This window comes from Pelatocladus sp. (assembly GCF_059505505.1).
This window is the reverse complement of record NZ_JCACKS010000034.1, coordinates 1-17,197: the sequence shown is the minus strand read 5'-3', so window position 1 is coordinate 17,197 and position 17,197 is coordinate 1. Positions and strand designations below refer to the sequence as shown.

Annotated in this window: 16 protein-coding genes; 4 read left to right on the top strand and 12 right to left on the bottom strand. The window is 37.2% G+C overall.

Annotated elements, in window-relative coordinates; all coding sequences use genetic code 11:
• Positions 1–124: 124 nt before the first annotated feature.
• Positions 125–328 (top strand): hypothetical protein, encoded by a 204-nt coding sequence (locus AC5JMK_RS03780; protein WP_495909419.1) that lies wholly within the window; start codon positions 125–127, stop codon positions 326–328.
• A gap of 188 nt (positions 329–516) precedes the next feature.
• Here AC5JMK_RS03780 and AC5JMK_RS03775 read toward each other — a convergent pair whose 3' ends face one another.
• Positions 517–2,325, bottom strand: a complete 1,809-nt coding sequence (locus AC5JMK_RS03775) for an ABC transporter ATP-binding protein (protein ID WP_096674970.1) — start codon at positions 2,323–2,325, stop codon at positions 517–519.
• A gap of 112 nt (positions 2,326–2,437) precedes the next feature.
• Between AC5JMK_RS03775 and AC5JMK_RS03770 the strand changes: the two genes are divergently transcribed.
• The 3 genes from AC5JMK_RS03770 to AC5JMK_RS03760 all read left to right on the top strand — a co-directional run bounded on the left by AC5JMK_RS03770 (position 2,438) and on the right by AC5JMK_RS03760 (position 5,794).
• Entirely contained in the window at positions 2,438–3,280 is an 843-nt protein-coding gene (locus AC5JMK_RS03770) for a prohibitin family protein (protein ID WP_096674969.1), read from the top strand.
• A gap of 54 nt (positions 3,281–3,334) precedes the next feature.
• Positions 3,335–3,751: a DUF1824 family protein gene (locus AC5JMK_RS03765; RefSeq protein WP_096674968.1), complete on the top strand. Its 417-nt coding sequence runs from the start codon at positions 3,335–3,337 to the stop codon at positions 3,749–3,751.
• 117 nt (positions 3,752–3,868) lie between these two features.
• Positions 3,869–5,794 (top strand): ABC-F family ATP-binding cassette domain-containing protein, encoded by a 1,926-nt coding sequence (locus AC5JMK_RS03760; RefSeq protein WP_096674967.1) that lies wholly within the window; start codon positions 3,869–3,871, stop codon positions 5,792–5,794.
• Between the two features lie 141 nt (positions 5,795–5,935).
• Here AC5JMK_RS03760 and AC5JMK_RS03755 read toward each other — a convergent pair whose 3' ends face one another.
• The 11 genes from AC5JMK_RS03755 to cas10 all read right to left on the bottom strand — a co-directional run bounded on the left by AC5JMK_RS03755 (position 5,936) and on the right by cas10 (position 16,936).
• Entirely contained in the window at positions 5,936–6,580 is a 645-nt protein-coding gene (locus tag AC5JMK_RS03755; protein WP_495909418.1) for a hypothetical protein, read from the bottom strand.
• A gap of 2 nt (positions 6,581–6,582) precedes the next feature.
• Entirely contained in the window at positions 6,583–7,644 is a 1,062-nt protein-coding gene (locus tag AC5JMK_RS03750) for an RAMP superfamily CRISPR-associated protein (RefSeq protein WP_495909417.1), read from the bottom strand.
• Positions 7,641–8,162, bottom strand: a complete 522-nt coding sequence (locus tag AC5JMK_RS03745) for a hypothetical protein (protein ID WP_495909416.1) — start codon at positions 8,160–8,162, stop codon at positions 7,641–7,643. The genes AC5JMK_RS03750 and AC5JMK_RS03745 overlap by 4 nt, the downstream gene beginning before the upstream one ends.
• A complete protein-coding gene (locus tag AC5JMK_RS03740; protein ID WP_495909415.1) occupies positions 8,159–9,127 on the bottom strand; it encodes an RAMP superfamily CRISPR-associated protein in 969 nt (322 codons plus the stop codon). The genes AC5JMK_RS03745 and AC5JMK_RS03740 overlap by 4 nt, the downstream gene beginning before the upstream one ends.
• 206 nt (positions 9,128–9,333) lie before the next feature.
• Entirely contained in the window at positions 9,334–9,954 is a 621-nt protein-coding gene (locus AC5JMK_RS03735) for a hypothetical protein (RefSeq protein WP_096674962.1), read from the bottom strand.
• 10 nt (positions 9,955–9,964) lie between these two features.
• Entirely contained in the window at positions 9,965–10,855 is an 891-nt protein-coding gene (csx7, locus tag AC5JMK_RS03730) for a type III CRISPR-associated RAMP protein Csx7 (RefSeq protein WP_096674961.1), read from the bottom strand.
• Positions 10,856–10,865: 10 nt separating this feature from the next.
• Entirely contained in the window at positions 10,866–12,017 is a 1,152-nt protein-coding gene (locus tag AC5JMK_RS03725) for a putative CRISPR-associated protein (protein ID WP_495909414.1), read from the bottom strand.
• Between the two features lie 35 nt (positions 12,018–12,052).
• Positions 12,053–12,463 carry a hypothetical protein gene (locus AC5JMK_RS03720; RefSeq protein WP_096674959.1) on the bottom strand — a complete coding sequence of 137 codons (411 nt, stop codon included), beginning with the start codon at positions 12,461–12,463 and terminating at the stop codon, positions 12,053–12,055.
• Positions 12,460–13,830 carry a type III-D CRISPR-associated RAMP protein Csx10 gene (gene csx10, locus AC5JMK_RS03715; protein ID WP_495909413.1) on the bottom strand — a complete coding sequence of 457 codons (1,371 nt, stop codon included), beginning with the start codon at positions 13,828–13,830 and terminating at the stop codon, positions 12,460–12,462. The genes AC5JMK_RS03720 and csx10 overlap by 4 nt, the downstream gene beginning before the upstream one ends.
• Positions 13,827–14,540 carry an RAMP superfamily CRISPR-associated protein gene (locus tag AC5JMK_RS03710; RefSeq protein ID WP_096674957.1) on the bottom strand — a complete coding sequence of 238 codons (714 nt, stop codon included), beginning with the start codon at positions 14,538–14,540 and terminating at the stop codon, positions 13,827–13,829. The genes csx10 and AC5JMK_RS03710 overlap by 4 nt, the downstream gene beginning before the upstream one ends.
• Complete coding sequence (gene cas10, locus AC5JMK_RS03705; RefSeq protein WP_495909412.1) at positions 14,537–16,936, bottom strand: type III-B CRISPR-associated protein Cas10/Cmr2; 2,400 nt, start codon at positions 16,934–16,936, stop codon at positions 14,537–14,539. Before cas10 ends, AC5JMK_RS03710 begins: the two co-directional genes overlap by 4 nt.
• Between the last annotated feature and the right edge of the window lie 261 nt (positions 16,937–17,197).

Genomic DNA, 17,197 nt, shown 5'->3' with positions numbered 1-17,197 from the left:
CTTACAATGATTATCATTATTAAAAGTGTATATTTTATTTTTTGGAAGTCCCTTAACTGAAAAATATGGATTTATCAAAAGCATAGACCAACCACTTCAGGAAGGCACGCCTATAAAATACACAATGTCACTCAATACAGAGAAATTTAGCTTCCATAACTATTACCTCAGTAAAACCACTTATGAATGGGCATTGCAAAGTGCAGGTTTCAAAGAGGTTCGCTGGCAAAAACCGCTAGTTTCTCCTGAAGGACTAGAGGAGTTTGGTCAAGAGTTTTGGCAGGTTTTTCTGGAATATGTACCTATAGTTTTCATTGAATGTTTGTAGTTATTGGCTAAATGATTTTGAGTCCCTCTGATATAAAAAAACTGCTCTCCCTACAGAGCAGCAGAGAGAGCGAAGCCATGCCATTTCACATATTTATGAGATACACTTCATTTTGACGCTATTTCGTAAACCAAGAGAAAAAAAGGAATACCCAAGGCTTAGTTTAAAAACCAGGATTCCCAAATCCCCTATCTTAAACCCGATTGCACACGCCAGAGACTTGCATACACTCCATTTTCTTCTAGCAGTTGTTCATGGGTTCCAGACTCAACAAATTGTCCGTATTCCATAACGTAGATACGATCAGCATTGCGGATAGTAGAAAGACGGTGAGCGATCGCAATCGTTGTTCTATTAACAGTAATTCGTTCTAGCGACTTTTGAATTGCTGCTTCCGTTTCATTATCTACCGCCGAAGTGGCTTCATCTAATATGAGAATCGGTGGATTTTTTAACACAGCACGAGCGATCGCAATCCGTTGGCGTTGTCCACCAGATAACTTTTGCCCTCGTTCCCCGACAATTGTCTCATAACCTTGGGGTAATAGCATAATAAAATCGTGTGCTTCACCGATTTTCGCCGCCGTGACAATTTCTTGTTGTGTAGCGTCAAAAGTTCCGTAGGCGATATTTTCGGCGACAGTACCGTGAAACAAAAATACATCCTGACTCACCAAACCCATACAACGGCGTAAGTCTCGTAATTGTAGGTTTTGGATATCAATTCCATCCAGGGTGATTGTTCCAGATTGCACCTCGTAGAAGCGTAATAATAATTTGACGAGAGTGCTTTTACCAGAACCAGTCGAACCAACAATGGCGATCGTTTTACCTGCGGGGATGTCTAGCGATAAATTTTTAATTACCGCTTGGCGATCTTGATAGTTAAAAGTGACATTTTGAAATTTTACTTCCCCACGTACATTTTCAACAGGTAAAGATACATCTCCCGGATGGATTGCAATCGGCGTGTCTAACAAATTCATGACACGATTTGTAGAAGCCATTGCTCGTTGATATTGGTCAAAAGTATCGCCTAATCTCGTTAAAGGCCATAACATTCGTTGAATTAAAAATACTAAAACACTATAAGTCCCTACAGAAATTTTGCCATTGACTGCTGATAATCCACCATAAAACAGTAACGCTGTAAATCCTGCCAAAATCAACATCCGAATTAAAGGAACATAAGCAGCAGAAAGTTGAATAGCTTTAGAATTACTGCGACGATAAGCTTCACTTTCTAAACCTAAACGAGAGATTTCATAATCTTCAGCCGTGAAACTTTTAATAGTAGTAATACCGCTTAAATTATTTGACAAGCGGGAATTTAATAAACCTACCTTTTCTCGGACATCAGCATAGCGGGGTGCGAGTACATTCTGATAAGCAAATGTTCCCCAAAGAATAAAAGGAATAGGCAACATTGCCATCCATGCTACACCCGGAGCCAAAATAAAGAAAGCCCCACCAATAATTAATACCGTCACCACAACCTGGATAATGTCATTGGCGCCAACATCCAAAAAGCGTTCGAGTTGGTTGATATCATCACTAAGAATAGACATCAAACCACCAGTGCTGCGTTCTTCAAAATATGCTAATTCTAAATCTTGTAAATGCTCATAAGCATCAAGACGCAAATCATGCTGAATGTTTTGGGCTAAATTGCGCCAAAATTTTTCGTAAGCGTACTCCAAAGCCGATTCTAAAATCCAAATAATTACAGTTAGGACAGAAAGAATTAAAAATTGTCCAAAGATGTCTCTGACTCCCAACCGTGCAATGATAGAATCTTGCTGCTTGACTACCACATCTACCGCAATACCGATTAATGCTGGTGGTGCTAAGTCAAAAAGTTTATTTAGGATAGAACAAATACTAGCCCACCAAATTTGTTTGCGATACTTATGTCCGTAGTTCAGCAGACGTTTGAGGGGATGAACTGAACCCCGGTGTTTTCTATCCACCCGACGAGATTTAATTACTGTAGTCACAACCCTGTGCAATTTTGTGAAGAAACCGATATTACCACGTTTGCCAGTATTTAGGCGTCAGCATTGAGCTGTAAAAACCTGACATAGACACAAGACACAAAGGAGATGAAATTTGAAAAATCAGCAATTAGGTAGTTGGCAAAATACAGTAGCAGGAGTTGCAATAGCAATACTTGTGATTTTGAGTCTTAATTCCTTTATCATTATTAATCCAGGTGAGGCAGGAGTTCTGAGTATACTAGGTAAAGCCAGAGATGGAGCCTTAGTAGAAGGTATTCATTTCAAACCGCCATTCATATCTAAAGTAGATGTATACGATGTGACAGTGCAAAAATATGAAATACCAGCTCAAAGTGCTACCAAAGATTTGCAAGAACTAACCGCAAAATTTGCGATCAATTTCCGTATAGATCCGCAACAAGTAGTTGAAATTAGAAGAAAACAGGGAAGCTTAGAAAATATTGTTGCTAAAATAATTGCTCCTCAAACTCAGGAATCATTCAAAATTGCAGCCGCAAGGAGGACAGTAGAAGAGTCGATCACCAAAAGAAATGACCTTAAGGATGATTTTGATACGGCATTAGGTCAACGCTTAGAAAAATATGGAATAATAGTCTTGGATACTAGCGTCATTGACTTGACTTTTTCTCTAGAGTTTGCGAAAGCCGTAGAGGATAAACAAATTGCTGAACAAAGAGCGCAAAGAGCAGTTTACATAGCACAAGAAGCCGAACAAGAAGCACAAGCAGAAATTAATCGCGCCAAAGGTAAATCAGAAGCTCAAAGACTTTTAGCGGAAACCTTAAAAGCTCCAGGAGGACAACTAGTTCTGCAAAAAGAAGCAATTGAAGCATGGAAAAATGGCGGTGCTCAAATGCCAAAAGTTCTTGTAATGGGTAAAGACTCACAAAGTAGTGTTCCCTTTATTTTCAATATGAGTAACATACAGGATTAGACCTGAATTGTTCTAGAACAAAAGCGCACATCAACACAGATAATCAACCGAGATATGTCAAGCACAAACCAAACCAATCTCACAATTGCTGAAGCTAAAAAAGTTCTGAATAAATTCAACTGTGTAGACATAGCACCAAAAATTACACCATCAGAAAAGCCTGTAATCAGACAAGCATTACTTTTTCTAGCAAAATTATCTGATTATCAGATTTTAGGGATTTGTGCTGACACTGAAGAAGAAGGAATGCTAGCCATGAAAACTTATTCCCTCGCTTTGGGGTATGAACCACCAAGTAATTTACCTAAAATTGATGGGCCTGTATACATCAAATTAAATGGTAAAAATGGTGTGTGTCACATAGATACTTATTTTGGACATCATCGCGGTGTGTTGGTGTCTTGTCAATGTTACTCTTCAGAGGGAATTAATGAGATGTATGGTCATTTACCCTTGGATTTATTTGTTTAAATCAGTGCATTTTTAGCTTCAGAAAAAGTTTTTTGTGTCTTAGTGTCTTAGTGATTTAAGAAAATATTTTCTTAACCACCAAGACGCCAAGATACCAAGTTAATTACATAAAAATTTATGAGTTTAATTACACTACAATCAGTTAAAAAAGATTTTGGTATTAAAGAAATTCTCAAAGATGCTAATTTTAGTTTAGATGCTAATGATAAGGTCGGTTTAATTGGGACTAATGGTTCTGGTAAATCAACTCTGTTAAAAATGATTGCTGGTTTAGAACCAGTTGACGAAGGTCAATTTTTAGTTAATTCTGGTGCAAAGATTATTTATTTACCCCAACAGCCAGATTTAGATGATGATCATACTGTTTTAGAGCAAGTTTTTGCTGACAGTGGTGAAAAGATGGCTTTGGTGCGTGAGTATGAAGAAATATCTGATAAACTTGCTCATTATCCAGAAGATAATCAGTTAATGTCCCGGCTTTCGGTGGTGATGCAGCGTATGGATGCGACTGGTGCTTGGGAGTTGGAAACTAACGCTAAGATTATTCTTTCTAAATTAGGAATTACAGATTTTGATGCTATTGTTGGAACTTTATCTGGAGGCTATCGTAAACGTATAGCTTTAGCAACAGCTTTGCTATCAGAACCAGATTTATTACTGATGGATGAACCGACCAACCATCTGGATGCAAATTCGGTGGAGTGGTTACAAAGTTATTTGAATCGCTATCGCGGCGCACTTTTATTAATCACTCACGATCGCTACTTTTTAGATCGTGTCACTAACCGGATTATTGAAATAGACAGAGGTGATATTTACAGCTATTCTGGCAACTATTCATACTACCTGGAAAAGAAAGCCGATGCAGAAGAAAGTGCTGTTAGCAGTCAGCGTAAGTTTCAAGGAGTATTGCGTCGGGAGTTGGAATGGTTGAAGAAAGGGCCAAAAGCCAGAAGTACTAAGCAAAAAGCCAGAATAGATCGAATTGGTGACATGCAAGCGACGGAGTTTAAACAGGTTCAAGGTAAAGTTGATATTGCAACAGCTAGTCGTCGGATTGGCAAAAAAGTTATTGAACTCAATAATATCTCGAAAAGTTATGGCGTTTGTACTTTAATCAAAGATTTTACCTACGAATTTAGTCCTGAAGATCGGATTGGGATTATTGGCGGTAATGGTGCGGGTAAATCTACTTTAATGGATATGATCACCGGACGATTACAGCCAGATACAGGTAGTGTAGATATTGGTACAACAATTCATATTGGCTATTTTGATCAACATTCTGAAGAATTACTCACTGCTTTAAATGAAAACCAGCGCGTGATTGATTACATCAAAGAAGAAGGAGAACACGTCAAAATAGCTGACGGTACAACAATCAGTGCTTCCCAGATGTTAGAGCGATTTTTGTTTCCGGGGAATCAGCAGTATGCACCGATTTATAAACTTTCTGGTGGGGAAAAACGGCGGTTATTCTTATTGCGTGTACTGATGAGTGCGCCAAATGTTTTGATATTAGATGAACCAACTAATGATTTAGATGTGCAAACTTTGGCGGTTCTGGAAGAATATTTGGAGGAATTTAACGGTTGTGTAATTGTGGTATCTCACGATCGCTATTTTCTGGATCGAACTGTAGATACTATATTTACTTTGGAAGAAGGGGGTAATATCCGCCAGTATCCTGGAAATTACTCAGTCTATCTCGATTACAAAAAAGCCGAAGAAGAAAAGCAACAAGCAACTGTCAATACTAAGGAAAAGCCAAAAAATGTAGAGACTTTGAACTCAACGTCTACACCCAAAGAAACATCCAAGAAAAAGCGTTTATCAACTTGGGAAAGAAGAGAGTTTGAGCAGTTGGAAGATAAAATTGCTCAATTAGAAACTGAGAAAGCAGAAGCAGAAAAAGCAATGACGAATATTTCCGCAGGGAATTATACTCAGGTGCAAAAGTTGTATGAACAGGTAGAAGCACTCAAGCAAGCAATTGATCAGGCGACAGAACGCTGGTTAGAATTAGCGGAGATTGAGTCTTAGAGAACAGGAATGTTTTTCCAAACTAAATGTTTATGCATATCTGACTGTCTCTTGTTTGCTCTATGGGAAATATGATCTTAAAATACCATCTTTTCGGATGGTATTTTCTCATTATAAACACTGATACTAAAACTAACTAGCTTAATCAACACACTTCACACTTTTGATACTCCCATCTTCACGAAGAGACACAATCTTCACCTTCACTATCTGTTCTTCTTTGAGAACACTAGCTTTCTTCGGTTCCTTCTCAGTTAACTTAATTGTTCCCAGTATCTCGTAAGTTACTTTCTTACCATTTTTGTTGGTGACTTGTGCCTCTAATATTTGCTCAACTTGGAACTCTTGCGACTTCACAACTTTCGCAATTTCTACTTGACGCGCTGATTCTATAGGTAATGGGATGGAAATGGGAATTTCTCCAATGGGTACACCTGCATTTTTGTAATAACGCATCAGGCGAGATACCCAACCTAAAATTTGCAGAATTGTCTGAGCATCTGTGATGGTTTTCAGATGATCACTACAAGCTTTTTCGATACTGCGATAATAATCTATTGTTCTGCTGCTGTGACTAATTTGTCTACCGTTATTTACCAAGGTTTTGAGATACTTAAAAAACCTGGAAGTTGCATCTGGTTGATTCGCAACAGTACGCAGATAAGCGATCGCTTTCCCTAATTCGTTGACATCTGCATCTGCTTTGACTAAAGTTTGAGCGATCGCATGAGCAATATCCCACTCTCTATCTGTCAAGGATTCGGAATCAAATTCAACTAAAGTCATAATTAGTACATTCCTGCTGGCGGTTCACGGTCGGTAGGATAACGCAGTATGGCTGTGAGTTCCTCTAGTTGGGGTTTTTGAATCAGGCGTGAGTGAGCAACTTGAATATTTTTTTGTATAAAAGTTTGTAGATTCTCTCCGGTTATTTCATCAGATTCACTTACCTGATATGACGAATAGCGCTGCTTGAGATTTTGCGATTGTTCTATTTTGTCCACAGTCACCGTCATTGTTCCCATACCAATAGGCTTACCACCACCGACTTTCAAAGCGATAGGGTATTTAGGGTCTTGTCCTAAGATAATCAATAAAGTTCCTAATTCTTCTGGTAGTAAATTCTTAAAGTGCAACTTGGTTGTAAAAGTATACTCTCTGGCGGCTTGTTGTACTGGTACACCAGAATTTTGCCCTTTATCAATTGCTCTGATTGTATGATAGTAAAATTTGCGACCTGCTACGAAATCACGAACAAAGTATGCTTGGCGTTCTTCGGGACGGGGACGATACAGTGAAGGCATAAAGCCAGCAGTAAATCCCATTTTCTCACATTTGGCATCGTTGAAATCTAGCAATCCTTGCCAACCCCAATTTTTTCCCGAAGCACCAAAGATTCGGCTGGCGGGACAAAGTTCATGTTTTGTCTGAGTAGAAGGTAAATATTCTTTAGGATACTTGTTATTTCTAACATAGTGTGATGTAACAACTGCTAAAGTGCTGTTGGTAATTGCTTCGTATACAGACCGGATGCAGCCTTTGAGTGAACTACCGCCAATTGAAAGTTTTTGATCAACACCCTGTATCATGGTTTTGATCAGGGGAATACGGTTGTTACCGATGTCGCTACCCATAACAACAACCCCAGTAGAGACGTGGAGAGATGTCTGCACTTTCAGCTTCAGATATAAAGTACCATGTAGGCGATCGCTCAAATATTTGTGATGTCCCACAGGACGCTGTAGGTTGGGACGTTCTTTAGGAAAAGAGACGAATTGATAAGGTTTTGGTGCTAGTTCAGGTGTTGATGAGTCTGGGCGATTAGGTCGTTGGGGACGATTTGTTGTCATAATTGCGATAGTTCTACAGTCAAAGCTACAAATTGCACAGTTGAGGTTTCATTATCAACAAAATAACGTTGAGCTAACTTTGGCTTTTTGTTATTTTCTGCTTGCAGTCGAATATCTAAATCTTTTGGGAAAATCAGCTTTTTGGGGAAACGAGTTTCCTCCGGACGATAACCATAAGCGGGATATGCGTTAGATGGAAAATTTTTGGTTTCACTTGGTTCGATTCGCCAATTTTTACCAACTAATTCAAAATCATGATGATTTTCATTAATACTTAATAACAGTACTTCATAGGTATTTTTTTGCTTGTACTTCCACCGCAGTTCACACTTATGATTGAACATTTGTCCTTCCATCATAGGAAAGTCTGTTTCTGTTGGAATGTTCTCGACAATTCCACTAACTTTATGAGTCCAGCGTAAAAAATAATAACTAGGTTCAACGATAAATTTTGGGATTAACTCTAGTAGTTCTGAGACTGATAAAGGTTGTTTTTTATAACCGACAAAAGCTTTCATTTTGCTCCTACAAGTAATTTACTCCAAGACCTGACAGAGCGTTCAAACAAATCTTGAACTCTTCCTTCTTCCCAAATGAGTTGTACACCAAAACCTAAATCCATTTCTTGGGCTGCAACTGGTGTATTTTGATGGTCTTCTGTGGGAAAAGTATATAATTTTGCTTCATCTGGTTCTAAAAATTCCCCTACACCTAAAAGGAAAGTATTAGACCATTTTTTTGTACTACCAAAAGCGGTAATTTCTTGTTTATCTTCTGATAAAATACAGCCAGGATACTGCACAACGGCTTGATTTAACTTTACCTCTACAGTACCCAAACCACGAGATTTCGCGAAACCTAAGCCAAACCAACCATCATTTAAATCTCGTAATACTAAACCAATTAAACCTAACTGTGCGAGGGTAAAATTCTTTAAATGAATTTTGGTACGGAATTCGCCAGCAGTACAAACTTGATAATTGAACAATGCTCCGGGAATTGTAGAACCAAATACCCGATCAATTGCTACACCATTACGTTCTTCTATTTTCAATGGTTGAGATTTATCAGGATAAGCATCTTCTATTCTGACACGACTAGCAATAGAAGTATTGCCAAACATTTGGTCTGTAAATGAAGAAAATTTGTAAATATCATTTGCTGGTAAATCTTTACCATCTTTTGTTTTGAGATAATCGTGTTTATCATTTAATGGATCATTTGCCCAAAGTCGATCTAAATTATTAGAATCGCGTTTGTCTCTACCTACTGTCCTGACAATTCGTTCTGCATGGGCGCGAATAGCACCTTTTAAACTACTTCCTGGTAAATATATAGAACGTCCTCCTGCATGATATGTTTCCACAAACTCCATATCAGGCTTAGTTGGATCAGCCCCTTCTTTACCCGATTTAATCAAAATTGGGCCATCGGGAATTAGAGTTATATCGATTGTGCAATGATTAACAAATCTTTTATGCATGATTATATTTAGTGAAGAAATCAAACTTTAAGGTTATTTCATTCTCATTCAGTCCGCCTCATAATCAATTTGTGAGGCTAATAGTAAAATTCGGTTTAAATCGACTGTTTTGTAGTAATTTAGTCCGTTAAAACGGACTTAAACTATTAGCCTTGAACTTTAGTTCAGGGCGGTTTATGTCTAGAACGAAATAGCCCTAATCAAACTTAAGCAGCTACCAGATTATTTAGTTGCAAATCACACTGTTGAAAAATGTAATTAACCGCAGCAAATAATGTATCTAGTTCCTGAATACTATAAAAAGTTAGATTTTTGGTAAATGTTTCTGATTCTAATTTACCAAACTGCCAGCGATCGCCATTAGAAACAATTCCAAATATAGTTATGGGAAATTCATTATTTAGTTTCTGTGCTGCAATCATTTCAGCAATACATTGCGCCCATCCAGCCTCAAAATTATCCTGTTTTGCTTCTACTAAGATGAAATATGGTTTATCGAAAACTACTTTCCCTAAAGGCGATCTTTTCGCGAGGATATACTCTGGGAAACCTGATAATTTTTCATCATAATTAAGGGATTGGTGACTCCATAAAGTAAATCTGCTACTGTAGCGTTTCCAAACTTCTTTTAAAACTGGGTAGATCAAATTTTCGCACACAGCAAATTCTGAGTTATTAACCACTCCTTCCCGCATCACTGTTTCTAAGTCCTCCCGGAAGTAGTCAGAGACTTGAAACTCAACTTCACCCATAAAATTTGATTCAGTATAGGTGACTTGAAATGCTTTGAGAACTTCACTAATTGTTTTATAGTTACTGAAAGCCATATTGACCTCCTTAAGAATTAGGCTGAACAGTGGTAGAGTGTTTAGCTATATTTTCTCTGAGATGAGTAATTAAAGCATGAGTCCAAATATCTTTTAACTGTTTACCATCTGCATAGCTGGAGAGAGAATCGGTCGTATGATGACTGACTAATTCCTGTAAGTATGTCAATAATTTTTCTGGATCGTTCTCAACATCAATCCAGTCCATTTTGTCTATTTCTAGTTTAACTACACCCAAACCACGAGAACTTCCACCACCTAAAGGTATCTGTTCTGTTTCAAATTGATGCAAACCGATCATTAAAAGTCCTAATTCCCAAGGTTGAGCATTTTCTACTATTGCTTTAAATTCAAATACTGTTCCTGCGGGAACGACTTGGAAATCATAAAGTTTTCCGTCTGCTGCTGTTTCTGTATCGCGATCAATTGCAACACCATCGCGTTCTTGATATTGTCCAAACCAATATTCTGGATTTACTGTTAAGTCTCGGACTTGAAATTTGCTAGCAATCCAAGGAGAACCGAACAGGTGAGAGATTAAATCAGTATTTTCTACTATGTATTGATGTAAATGTTCTTCTTTTTCTCCTGATTTTAAGTTTTTAATAGTTTCTTTGAAATCTGATAATTCTTTAGATGTAATTGACCATTCATCTTCATTTGCTGGATTTGCAACTAGCTTGCGATCGCTTCCCACAATTGCTCTAAGAAAACTTTCGAGACGCGATCGCATTGCACCTTTAAAACTAGATCCTGGAATTAATGGATTACCTAAAGCATCTTTGATCACGGGTAAGTCAGATCCTATCGGTTCACTCGAACGACCTGCGCTAATTCTTAATGCGGTGATAGTTTTTAATTGACCTGTAATTTCTAGGCGGTTTTTGAAAGTGTCAAACATAGCTGATTTGTTATTTTGAATATTTCTCTTTTAAATGAATAGCTATAGTGTTAGTTTCAGCTAAATTCCTACCAGTAGTTTGAATACATAAACCTAAACCTTGGTCTGTCCATGTGATAACAAACTCTATAATTCCATTCGGTTTGGTACGGCGGATCGGATTAGTCTGTTTAGGATTAAAAGGAAGAGAATTAATTATTTTTTTGACGTAGGGAGAACCACATATATCCTCTGCAAATGCTTGTAACTTATCTTTACCATGATCATCTCTGAGATGAATTTGTTTCTTTTGAAGTTCAGTATTATCTTGAGGAATTAATGAAAGTAAAGTAGTTTCTTGCTTGGCAAATTCTAAACGCGATCGCTTGTTAAATAAAACACCCATTGCAGAAAGAGTTACATGGACTATTTCATCAATCAACTCTTCATCTATCAATGATTTGATATAATCCCCATCCAGCAGTTTTTTAATTTCTAGTTCAGACATTATTTCTGCTAGCATATTCTTAATTTCTGATTTAGCAATTATTTGTTCAGTCTCTAAAAACTCAAATAATGGATAGTTGTTTAACCAGAAAGCGAGATCAAGAGCAACAGGTTGTGGTGGTAATTCAATCACTTCCGAAAATCTCTCAAACAGATAATAAACTGGTATTCCTAAAGCTTGTCCAATCATTCCAGCAAATGATATTTGTGCTTTGTAACCACCTGTTGCATTAATTGCAATCTGTTCAGGAGAAAATTTTTCAGCTTCAGTACTGATTTCGCGGACTAGACTTTTTAAACCTTGTTGCTTGAAAGATTTGACATCATCATCTCGTAATCCTTGCAATTCACGACATATAACATTTTTAAACTGCAATTTATTGCGTGAATTATTATAGTACAACTTCAATATTTCGCCAGTTTGTTTACCATCTTCTGTATCAGAAACCAAAAATATTAATCTTTCTAATGAAGATAAAAACTTCTTTTCACATATTCTGGCAATAGAATTAATTTCAGCACCACATATACGATTAGTATTTTCTTTGTCTAAAAGCAGCAAGGTTAGCTTTTGCCAGTTTTTTTCTTCAAATGCTTGCTTAAATGTTTCTTCCTGGGTATTTTTCAAATTTCCGAAAAGACTTGTACCGACTGTACAAATAAGAGTATTTCTCATGATTGTATTCCTTAGACTAAAAGAAAGTTCTACGATTATGCAGCACCATCACGCTTATATTTTAAATGACGCGCACCATAACCTAAATAACGACGAATCATTTCTAACCAAATCGGTTTAAAATCAGTTTGACAACACTCAGCAATTGCTTGAGATTTTTTCTTGATATTGCCATCAATATCTTCAATAATTTTTTCAGCCAGTGATTCTTTACCTCTACCCCATTTTTTATCTCTACCAACTTGATAGCGAATAAAGTTTTTAATTACTTCTGCACTCTCAGTCGTGTCAGAAACTCGTACTAAGTTACGAAATTGAGATTCTTCTAAGTCGCCATATTTTGTATTATCCAAAGCTGCTTGAATCCAGATAACTAGATCGTCTTCAGCTTGACGTATACCTTTTTGAATTTGTAACTCTGTTTTTGATTCTATAGATAAACTCATACTGCTTCCTCTCGCATGACAAGATGAAATGGGTTGCAAATTTGTATTTGACCAAAACCTTCAGAAGTGCGATCGCCTACTCCTTTCAGTTCTAATTCATTTAATTTTTCTAACCATAAATCCGGTTTATTTGTACTAAATAAATATACAGAACCTCTATTAGTGACTAATTCTATATCTTTCATTAGACCCCAAGCTGTATTCCAGCCAGAACGATAGTTATAGCTGTTATATGCTACTTCTAGTTTAAGAAAATTATCTTTTGCTTCTGTATTCATGTGCGAAAATTCATCATCTAAATCTACAAATTGACACAGCATTGCTGGTGAAATAACTGTGGTGTGTCGCCAATTGTCGATGAAGATTGCATCGGCTTGTAGGTCAAGAGTAAAATAAGTGCGATTTTCTAATAGATTTTTTTCTGGTTTACCAAACACTGACCACAATTTCCAACGTGTCTCAAGTCGTTGATTAAATTCGGTGATTCTGGCTTTGATGTCTGCTGAATTTTCCTCTATTTTTGCTTGAATTTTAACCTTCCCTAGACCTCGTGAGGTTGCACCACCTAAACGAAAATTATTAGAATTTTGATTAATAAAATTAGTCAGAAAATTAGCTAAGTTTTGATTGTTAACTATAATTGAACTTCGATAAACAACAGGATGCCAATTTTGATCATTTGCATGTGGATGTTCCAAAAATGACTCATTTAAAACTTCAATACTGTAAAGAATATCATCTTCTGATGTGGCTCTGCGGCGATTAATTCCAACTCTTGTCAGAAAGCGAGTGCTAATAGAATGACTGCGGTATTGATATTTGATTTTGCTGTCGCTAGTTTTGCTGTAATAACTGCTATAAGTTTCAACCCGTGCGTCTGTTTTCTCTTGCAGAGATTTTGGATCGCTAGGGTCGTAAGGATAATTGTATGCATCTGCACAAAAGCGGTCTATTAATGTATCGAAAACTCCGTTACCTTTGGGTAAAAAACCTGGATTGGTTTTAGAACTAACTGCTGTTGCTGGTAAAACCATAACCTCATCATTCACTACTCTAGAAAATAGTTCCGACTTAGTTTTACCAGAATTAGATTCATTTGCAATTTTGGCTACGACTGGATAAGCATTTTGGAAAATAGCAGGTTCATCATCTAAAAATAGCGATTCAAAGTCACCACCATTTAATGTTAGATTTTGTTGTGATATACCTGGTGTTTGCTGATTAGATAGTTGGAGAATTTGAGATGTGATCGCTCCTCGAATCACTGAACCAGGAATATGATCCTCAGCTTCACTTACAGAACCAGGTTTTTTCGCAGCGATCGCTAATGGAGACAAAGCTGTAATCTCTAATTTGATTCGCATCATAGCTGTACTTCTGGTATTAAAAATTTCCAGGTTTGATCATCTTTTGCTAGTGTTTCGAGTTCCTTCCACCTCAACCAACCCAACCCAGTAGATTTACTACCACCCAATGCGTGGATATGGCGTAAAGCAGCTAAAATTAAAGGCTTGGCGTATGGTGGACATTCTGGAAGTAAATGGATTTCCCCTTCAAATTCCAGTTGATTATTAGCTGGGGAAGTTTCTAAAAAGTAGAGTTTTTGTTCTTCTGCGGTGTGACGACGACGATTGATGGTGACACCAGGACGCAATACCTCTGGTAAGTCTTCTCGTTCGATGTCACAAATGAGATCATCAACTACAATTCGCGATGGAAGTATAGGATTACCGAAGATTTTGGAAATAAAACAGTGATAGCCTTGATAATTAGGTAGTTGATAATCGGACTGAAATGCAGGATTAACTTGTGCTTCTGTAGGACAAAGTGTTTCTGCTTTAGGTGATGAAAATATTTGCCATCCTAATCCTCTAGCTAACTTTTCGCATTCATGCCGTAGTCTACCCTTTAATTGAGAAGCAGGAATAATCAGTTGTCCTTTAGCATTGCGAACAATAGGTTTATCTGCAAGGGAACCATCGGAACCACCAGCACCGACACACAATGCAGTATCAATAACTGCGATGAGTCGAATAGTTTTAATTTGATTTTGAGGTAAATTCTCCAAGAAAATCATGTTGATGAAGTTTGTTGTTGTGTTTGTGATGGATTGGAAGTGTTCTGTGACTTTTTGATAAAAGGATATAAATCGACTAACTCTCGCCAAATGGTTTCATAAGTGACTTTTTCTTGAGATTTTTCTTTATCCTCTTTTAAAGACATCCAAGGTGCAAGATTTCCATTATTATTTAGTTGCTTTGGTCTACACCATGCATCTTCAAATTGAGTTTTCAATAAATCCTGAGCCTTTTTGTTAGTTAACCGCACTCGAAAATAACGATAGTTAAGTATTGCTGTCTGTTTACTCCGTTCTAGTAGACTACGAATTTGGTAGAGTTGCGACTTGGGAAATTCTACATCTTTTAATACTTGAGCAGTTTCTAAAAGTCCACCCAGTTCGTGTAGAGTATAGGGTGCAGCATATAGCTTAAGTTTTTGCTGTCCTTGTCCAGATTTGGTTAATCCCTGAGAACGAAATTCTGCAATATTAGAAGAAATCATCGTCACAGCTTTCATTACCAAAAAGTCAACAGTTCCGCCATAATAATTTTGTTTTTTCAGGTCTTTTGCATATTTTTTGGCAGACTTCAGTAATTGACTAGTCAACTTTTCTGCATAGTAAATTGGTGTATCTTCGGCAGTGATTAATACTCCAGTTGACATACTTAATTTAGATTGTTTATCACCATAAATTGTTTTTTCTCCGTGATAGCGTTGTACTACTTGTGGATTATAAGTCTTATCTGATTCGTAATATTTTCCTTTGTTTAAAACTTGTTTTTCAAACTCTTCACCAATAGTTTTAGCAATAGCCAAAGCTTTATCTGCTGGTACAATCAACATGACATCATCCCCACCAATAGTTAAAATTTCAAAGGGATGTATCCACACTTCTTTTGTACTTTTTCTTTCTGCTTGTAACTTTGAATTTAATTTATGGGGTTGAAGATGTTTTGTTAAAGCTGCATAAACTGATTTTTCTGTTGCATCAAAAATATCTCGACTAAAGCGTTGATAGTCTGCTGGATTTTCAATTTCTTTCTGGATGTAACCTCCCATGTTGTTACCATCTGCATAAATATAGGCAATAAAGCCATTCGGAGTACTAGCATCGCCAATTTCTCTAACCGAAAGAGCCTCTTTCACTCGGCTGGGATGAAGATTTTCCGAACGGATTTTACCGTAGTATCTGTGGGGAGTATCATGTAAATGTTGTTCAAATTTGTCAACCCAACTTTCTACTGCATCTTTACCAGGTTCCCAATCAAAACCTGACTGTTCATACCATTTTCTATTAGCATTATCTCTTTTAGCTATTTGTCCTACTAATCGCTTACGCGCAGTTACTTCTGATAACCAAGGATCGCTAGGAAGTCCCTCATTTGGATCGTCAGGAGAACTTTTCGCTTGCATCACCGCAGAACGGCGATCGCCTTCATCTCGCTTTAAGTAAGGATGAGTTTCAAACATAGGCGGATAACAATGCAAGCTTCTATCACTTTCCTGCAATTGATTACCATTCCGCCGTTGATTAAATTTTGCTGCTAAATCTCCAGCCAATTCATTAAATGTTTTGCGTTCTTTAAAAGCTTCTTCTGAATTTGTATCGGGTTGATCAAAGTAAGCTTGAATTAATGGGTTTTCAAGATGATTTCGATATTTTTCTAGCCAGAATGTTTCATTATTTATTTCATCTGGTAACAAGCCAAATCGGATTTCTAATAGCTTAAATTTATCTCCCACAGCACAGGAATTAGCTGTCAAAGTTTCTTCTGTATAACGTTTTTCTATCGCCTTAGCTAAATCATCAACAAAAGCAGCCGGACAAAATGCTAGGATATTTCCACCTGTAGAGTAGATAACTAATTCTGGAATCAGTGCTTGTGAAAGTTGAGGAAAGTTTTCTGCTTTATCTAACCACTCTTCTCTAACCTTTTTGCAGTAATCTTTTGCTCGTTGACACTGGGAATAATATGGATGCTGTTCACAACTAAAAAAAGCTGGTAAATCAACTAAGTTAATTCTGTCGAGTAATGCAGAAGCACCACGAATATCTGGAAGTTTTGTCGCTTCAAATACATACTGTTTAATCTTAGTCGCACCACCATAAACTAAGCCAATGCAAGTCTTTTGGTTCCATAATTCAGGATACTTGCTTTTTAATTCCTCAAGAGTTGGTGGAAAATAGTTTTTATCAATGTCTTGAAGTTGACGAACTTGCTCAACTAGCAGTCGCACTTGTTCTGGTACTTCTTTCCCTTCATTCAAGTCCTGTCGCATTTGCTGCAACACGCTCAAAGGAAACTGAGGTTGCTTTTTGTCTCCCCAAGCTAAACACCAGCAAATAGCTGTTTTGATGCTATTGGGATTGTTGAGTTGTAATGTAGTTTTAGTCGCAGTGGAATCAGTCATTACACTCTATAGTGGTTTTACTGAACGTATAAAAATTATAGTCTACGCATGGAATAGGCCTTTTCCACATCCTAGCCAAAATACTAGAGATTCTACTTTTTATGTAAGAAAGTTACAAAATTTTTATAAGTATAGAAGTCTGCAAACACATGTTAAGCGATCGCATTTTGGCGAACCCAAAAACCATTTCGGCGAACCCAAAAACCATTTCGGCGAACCCAAAAACCATTTCGGCGAACCCAAAAACTATTTCGGCGAACC

Coding starts and splice junctions, on each gene's coding strand:
- AC5JMK_RS03780 (WP_495909419.1), top strand. CDS start 125: ATGTCACTCAATACAGAGAAATTTAGCTTCCATAACTATTACCTCAGT.
- AC5JMK_RS03765 (WP_096674968.1), top strand. CDS start 3,335: ATGTCAAGCACAAACCAAACCAATCTCACAATTGCTGAAGCTAAAAAA.
- AC5JMK_RS03760 (WP_096674967.1), top strand. CDS start 3,869: ATGAGTTTAATTACACTACAATCAGTTAAAAAAGATTTTGGTATTAAA.
- AC5JMK_RS03755 (WP_495909418.1), bottom strand. CDS start 6,580: ATGACTTTAGTTGAATTTGATTCCGAATCCTTGACAGATAGAGAGTGG.
- AC5JMK_RS03750 (WP_495909417.1), bottom strand. CDS start 7,644: ATGACAACAAATCGTCCCCAACGACCTAATCGCCCAGACTCATCAACA.
- AC5JMK_RS03745 (WP_495909416.1), bottom strand. CDS start 8,162: ATGAAAGCTTTTGTCGGTTATAAAAAACAACCTTTATCAGTCTCAGAA.
- AC5JMK_RS03740 (WP_495909415.1), bottom strand. CDS start 9,127: ATGCATAAAAGATTTGTTAATCATTGCACAATCGATATAACTCTAATT.
- AC5JMK_RS03735 (WP_096674962.1), bottom strand. CDS start 9,954: ATGGCTTTCAGTAACTATAAAACAATTAGTGAAGTTCTCAAAGCATTT.
- csx7 (WP_096674961.1), bottom strand. CDS start 10,855: ATGTTTGACACTTTCAAAAACCGCCTAGAAATTACAGGTCAATTAAAA.
- AC5JMK_RS03725 (WP_495909414.1), bottom strand. CDS start 12,017: ATGAGAAATACTCTTATTTGTACAGTCGGTACAAGTCTTTTCGGAAAT.
- AC5JMK_RS03720 (WP_096674959.1), bottom strand. CDS start 12,463: ATGAGTTTATCTATAGAATCAAAAACAGAGTTACAAATTCAAAAAGGT.
- csx10 (WP_495909413.1), bottom strand. CDS start 13,830: ATGATGCGAATCAAATTAGAGATTACAGCTTTGTCTCCATTAGCGATC.
- AC5JMK_RS03710 (WP_096674957.1), bottom strand. CDS start 14,540: ATGATTTTCTTGGAGAATTTACCTCAAAATCAAATTAAAACTATTCGA.
- cas10 (WP_495909412.1), bottom strand. CDS start 16,936: ATGACTGATTCCACTGCGACTAAAACTACATTACAACTCAACAATCCC.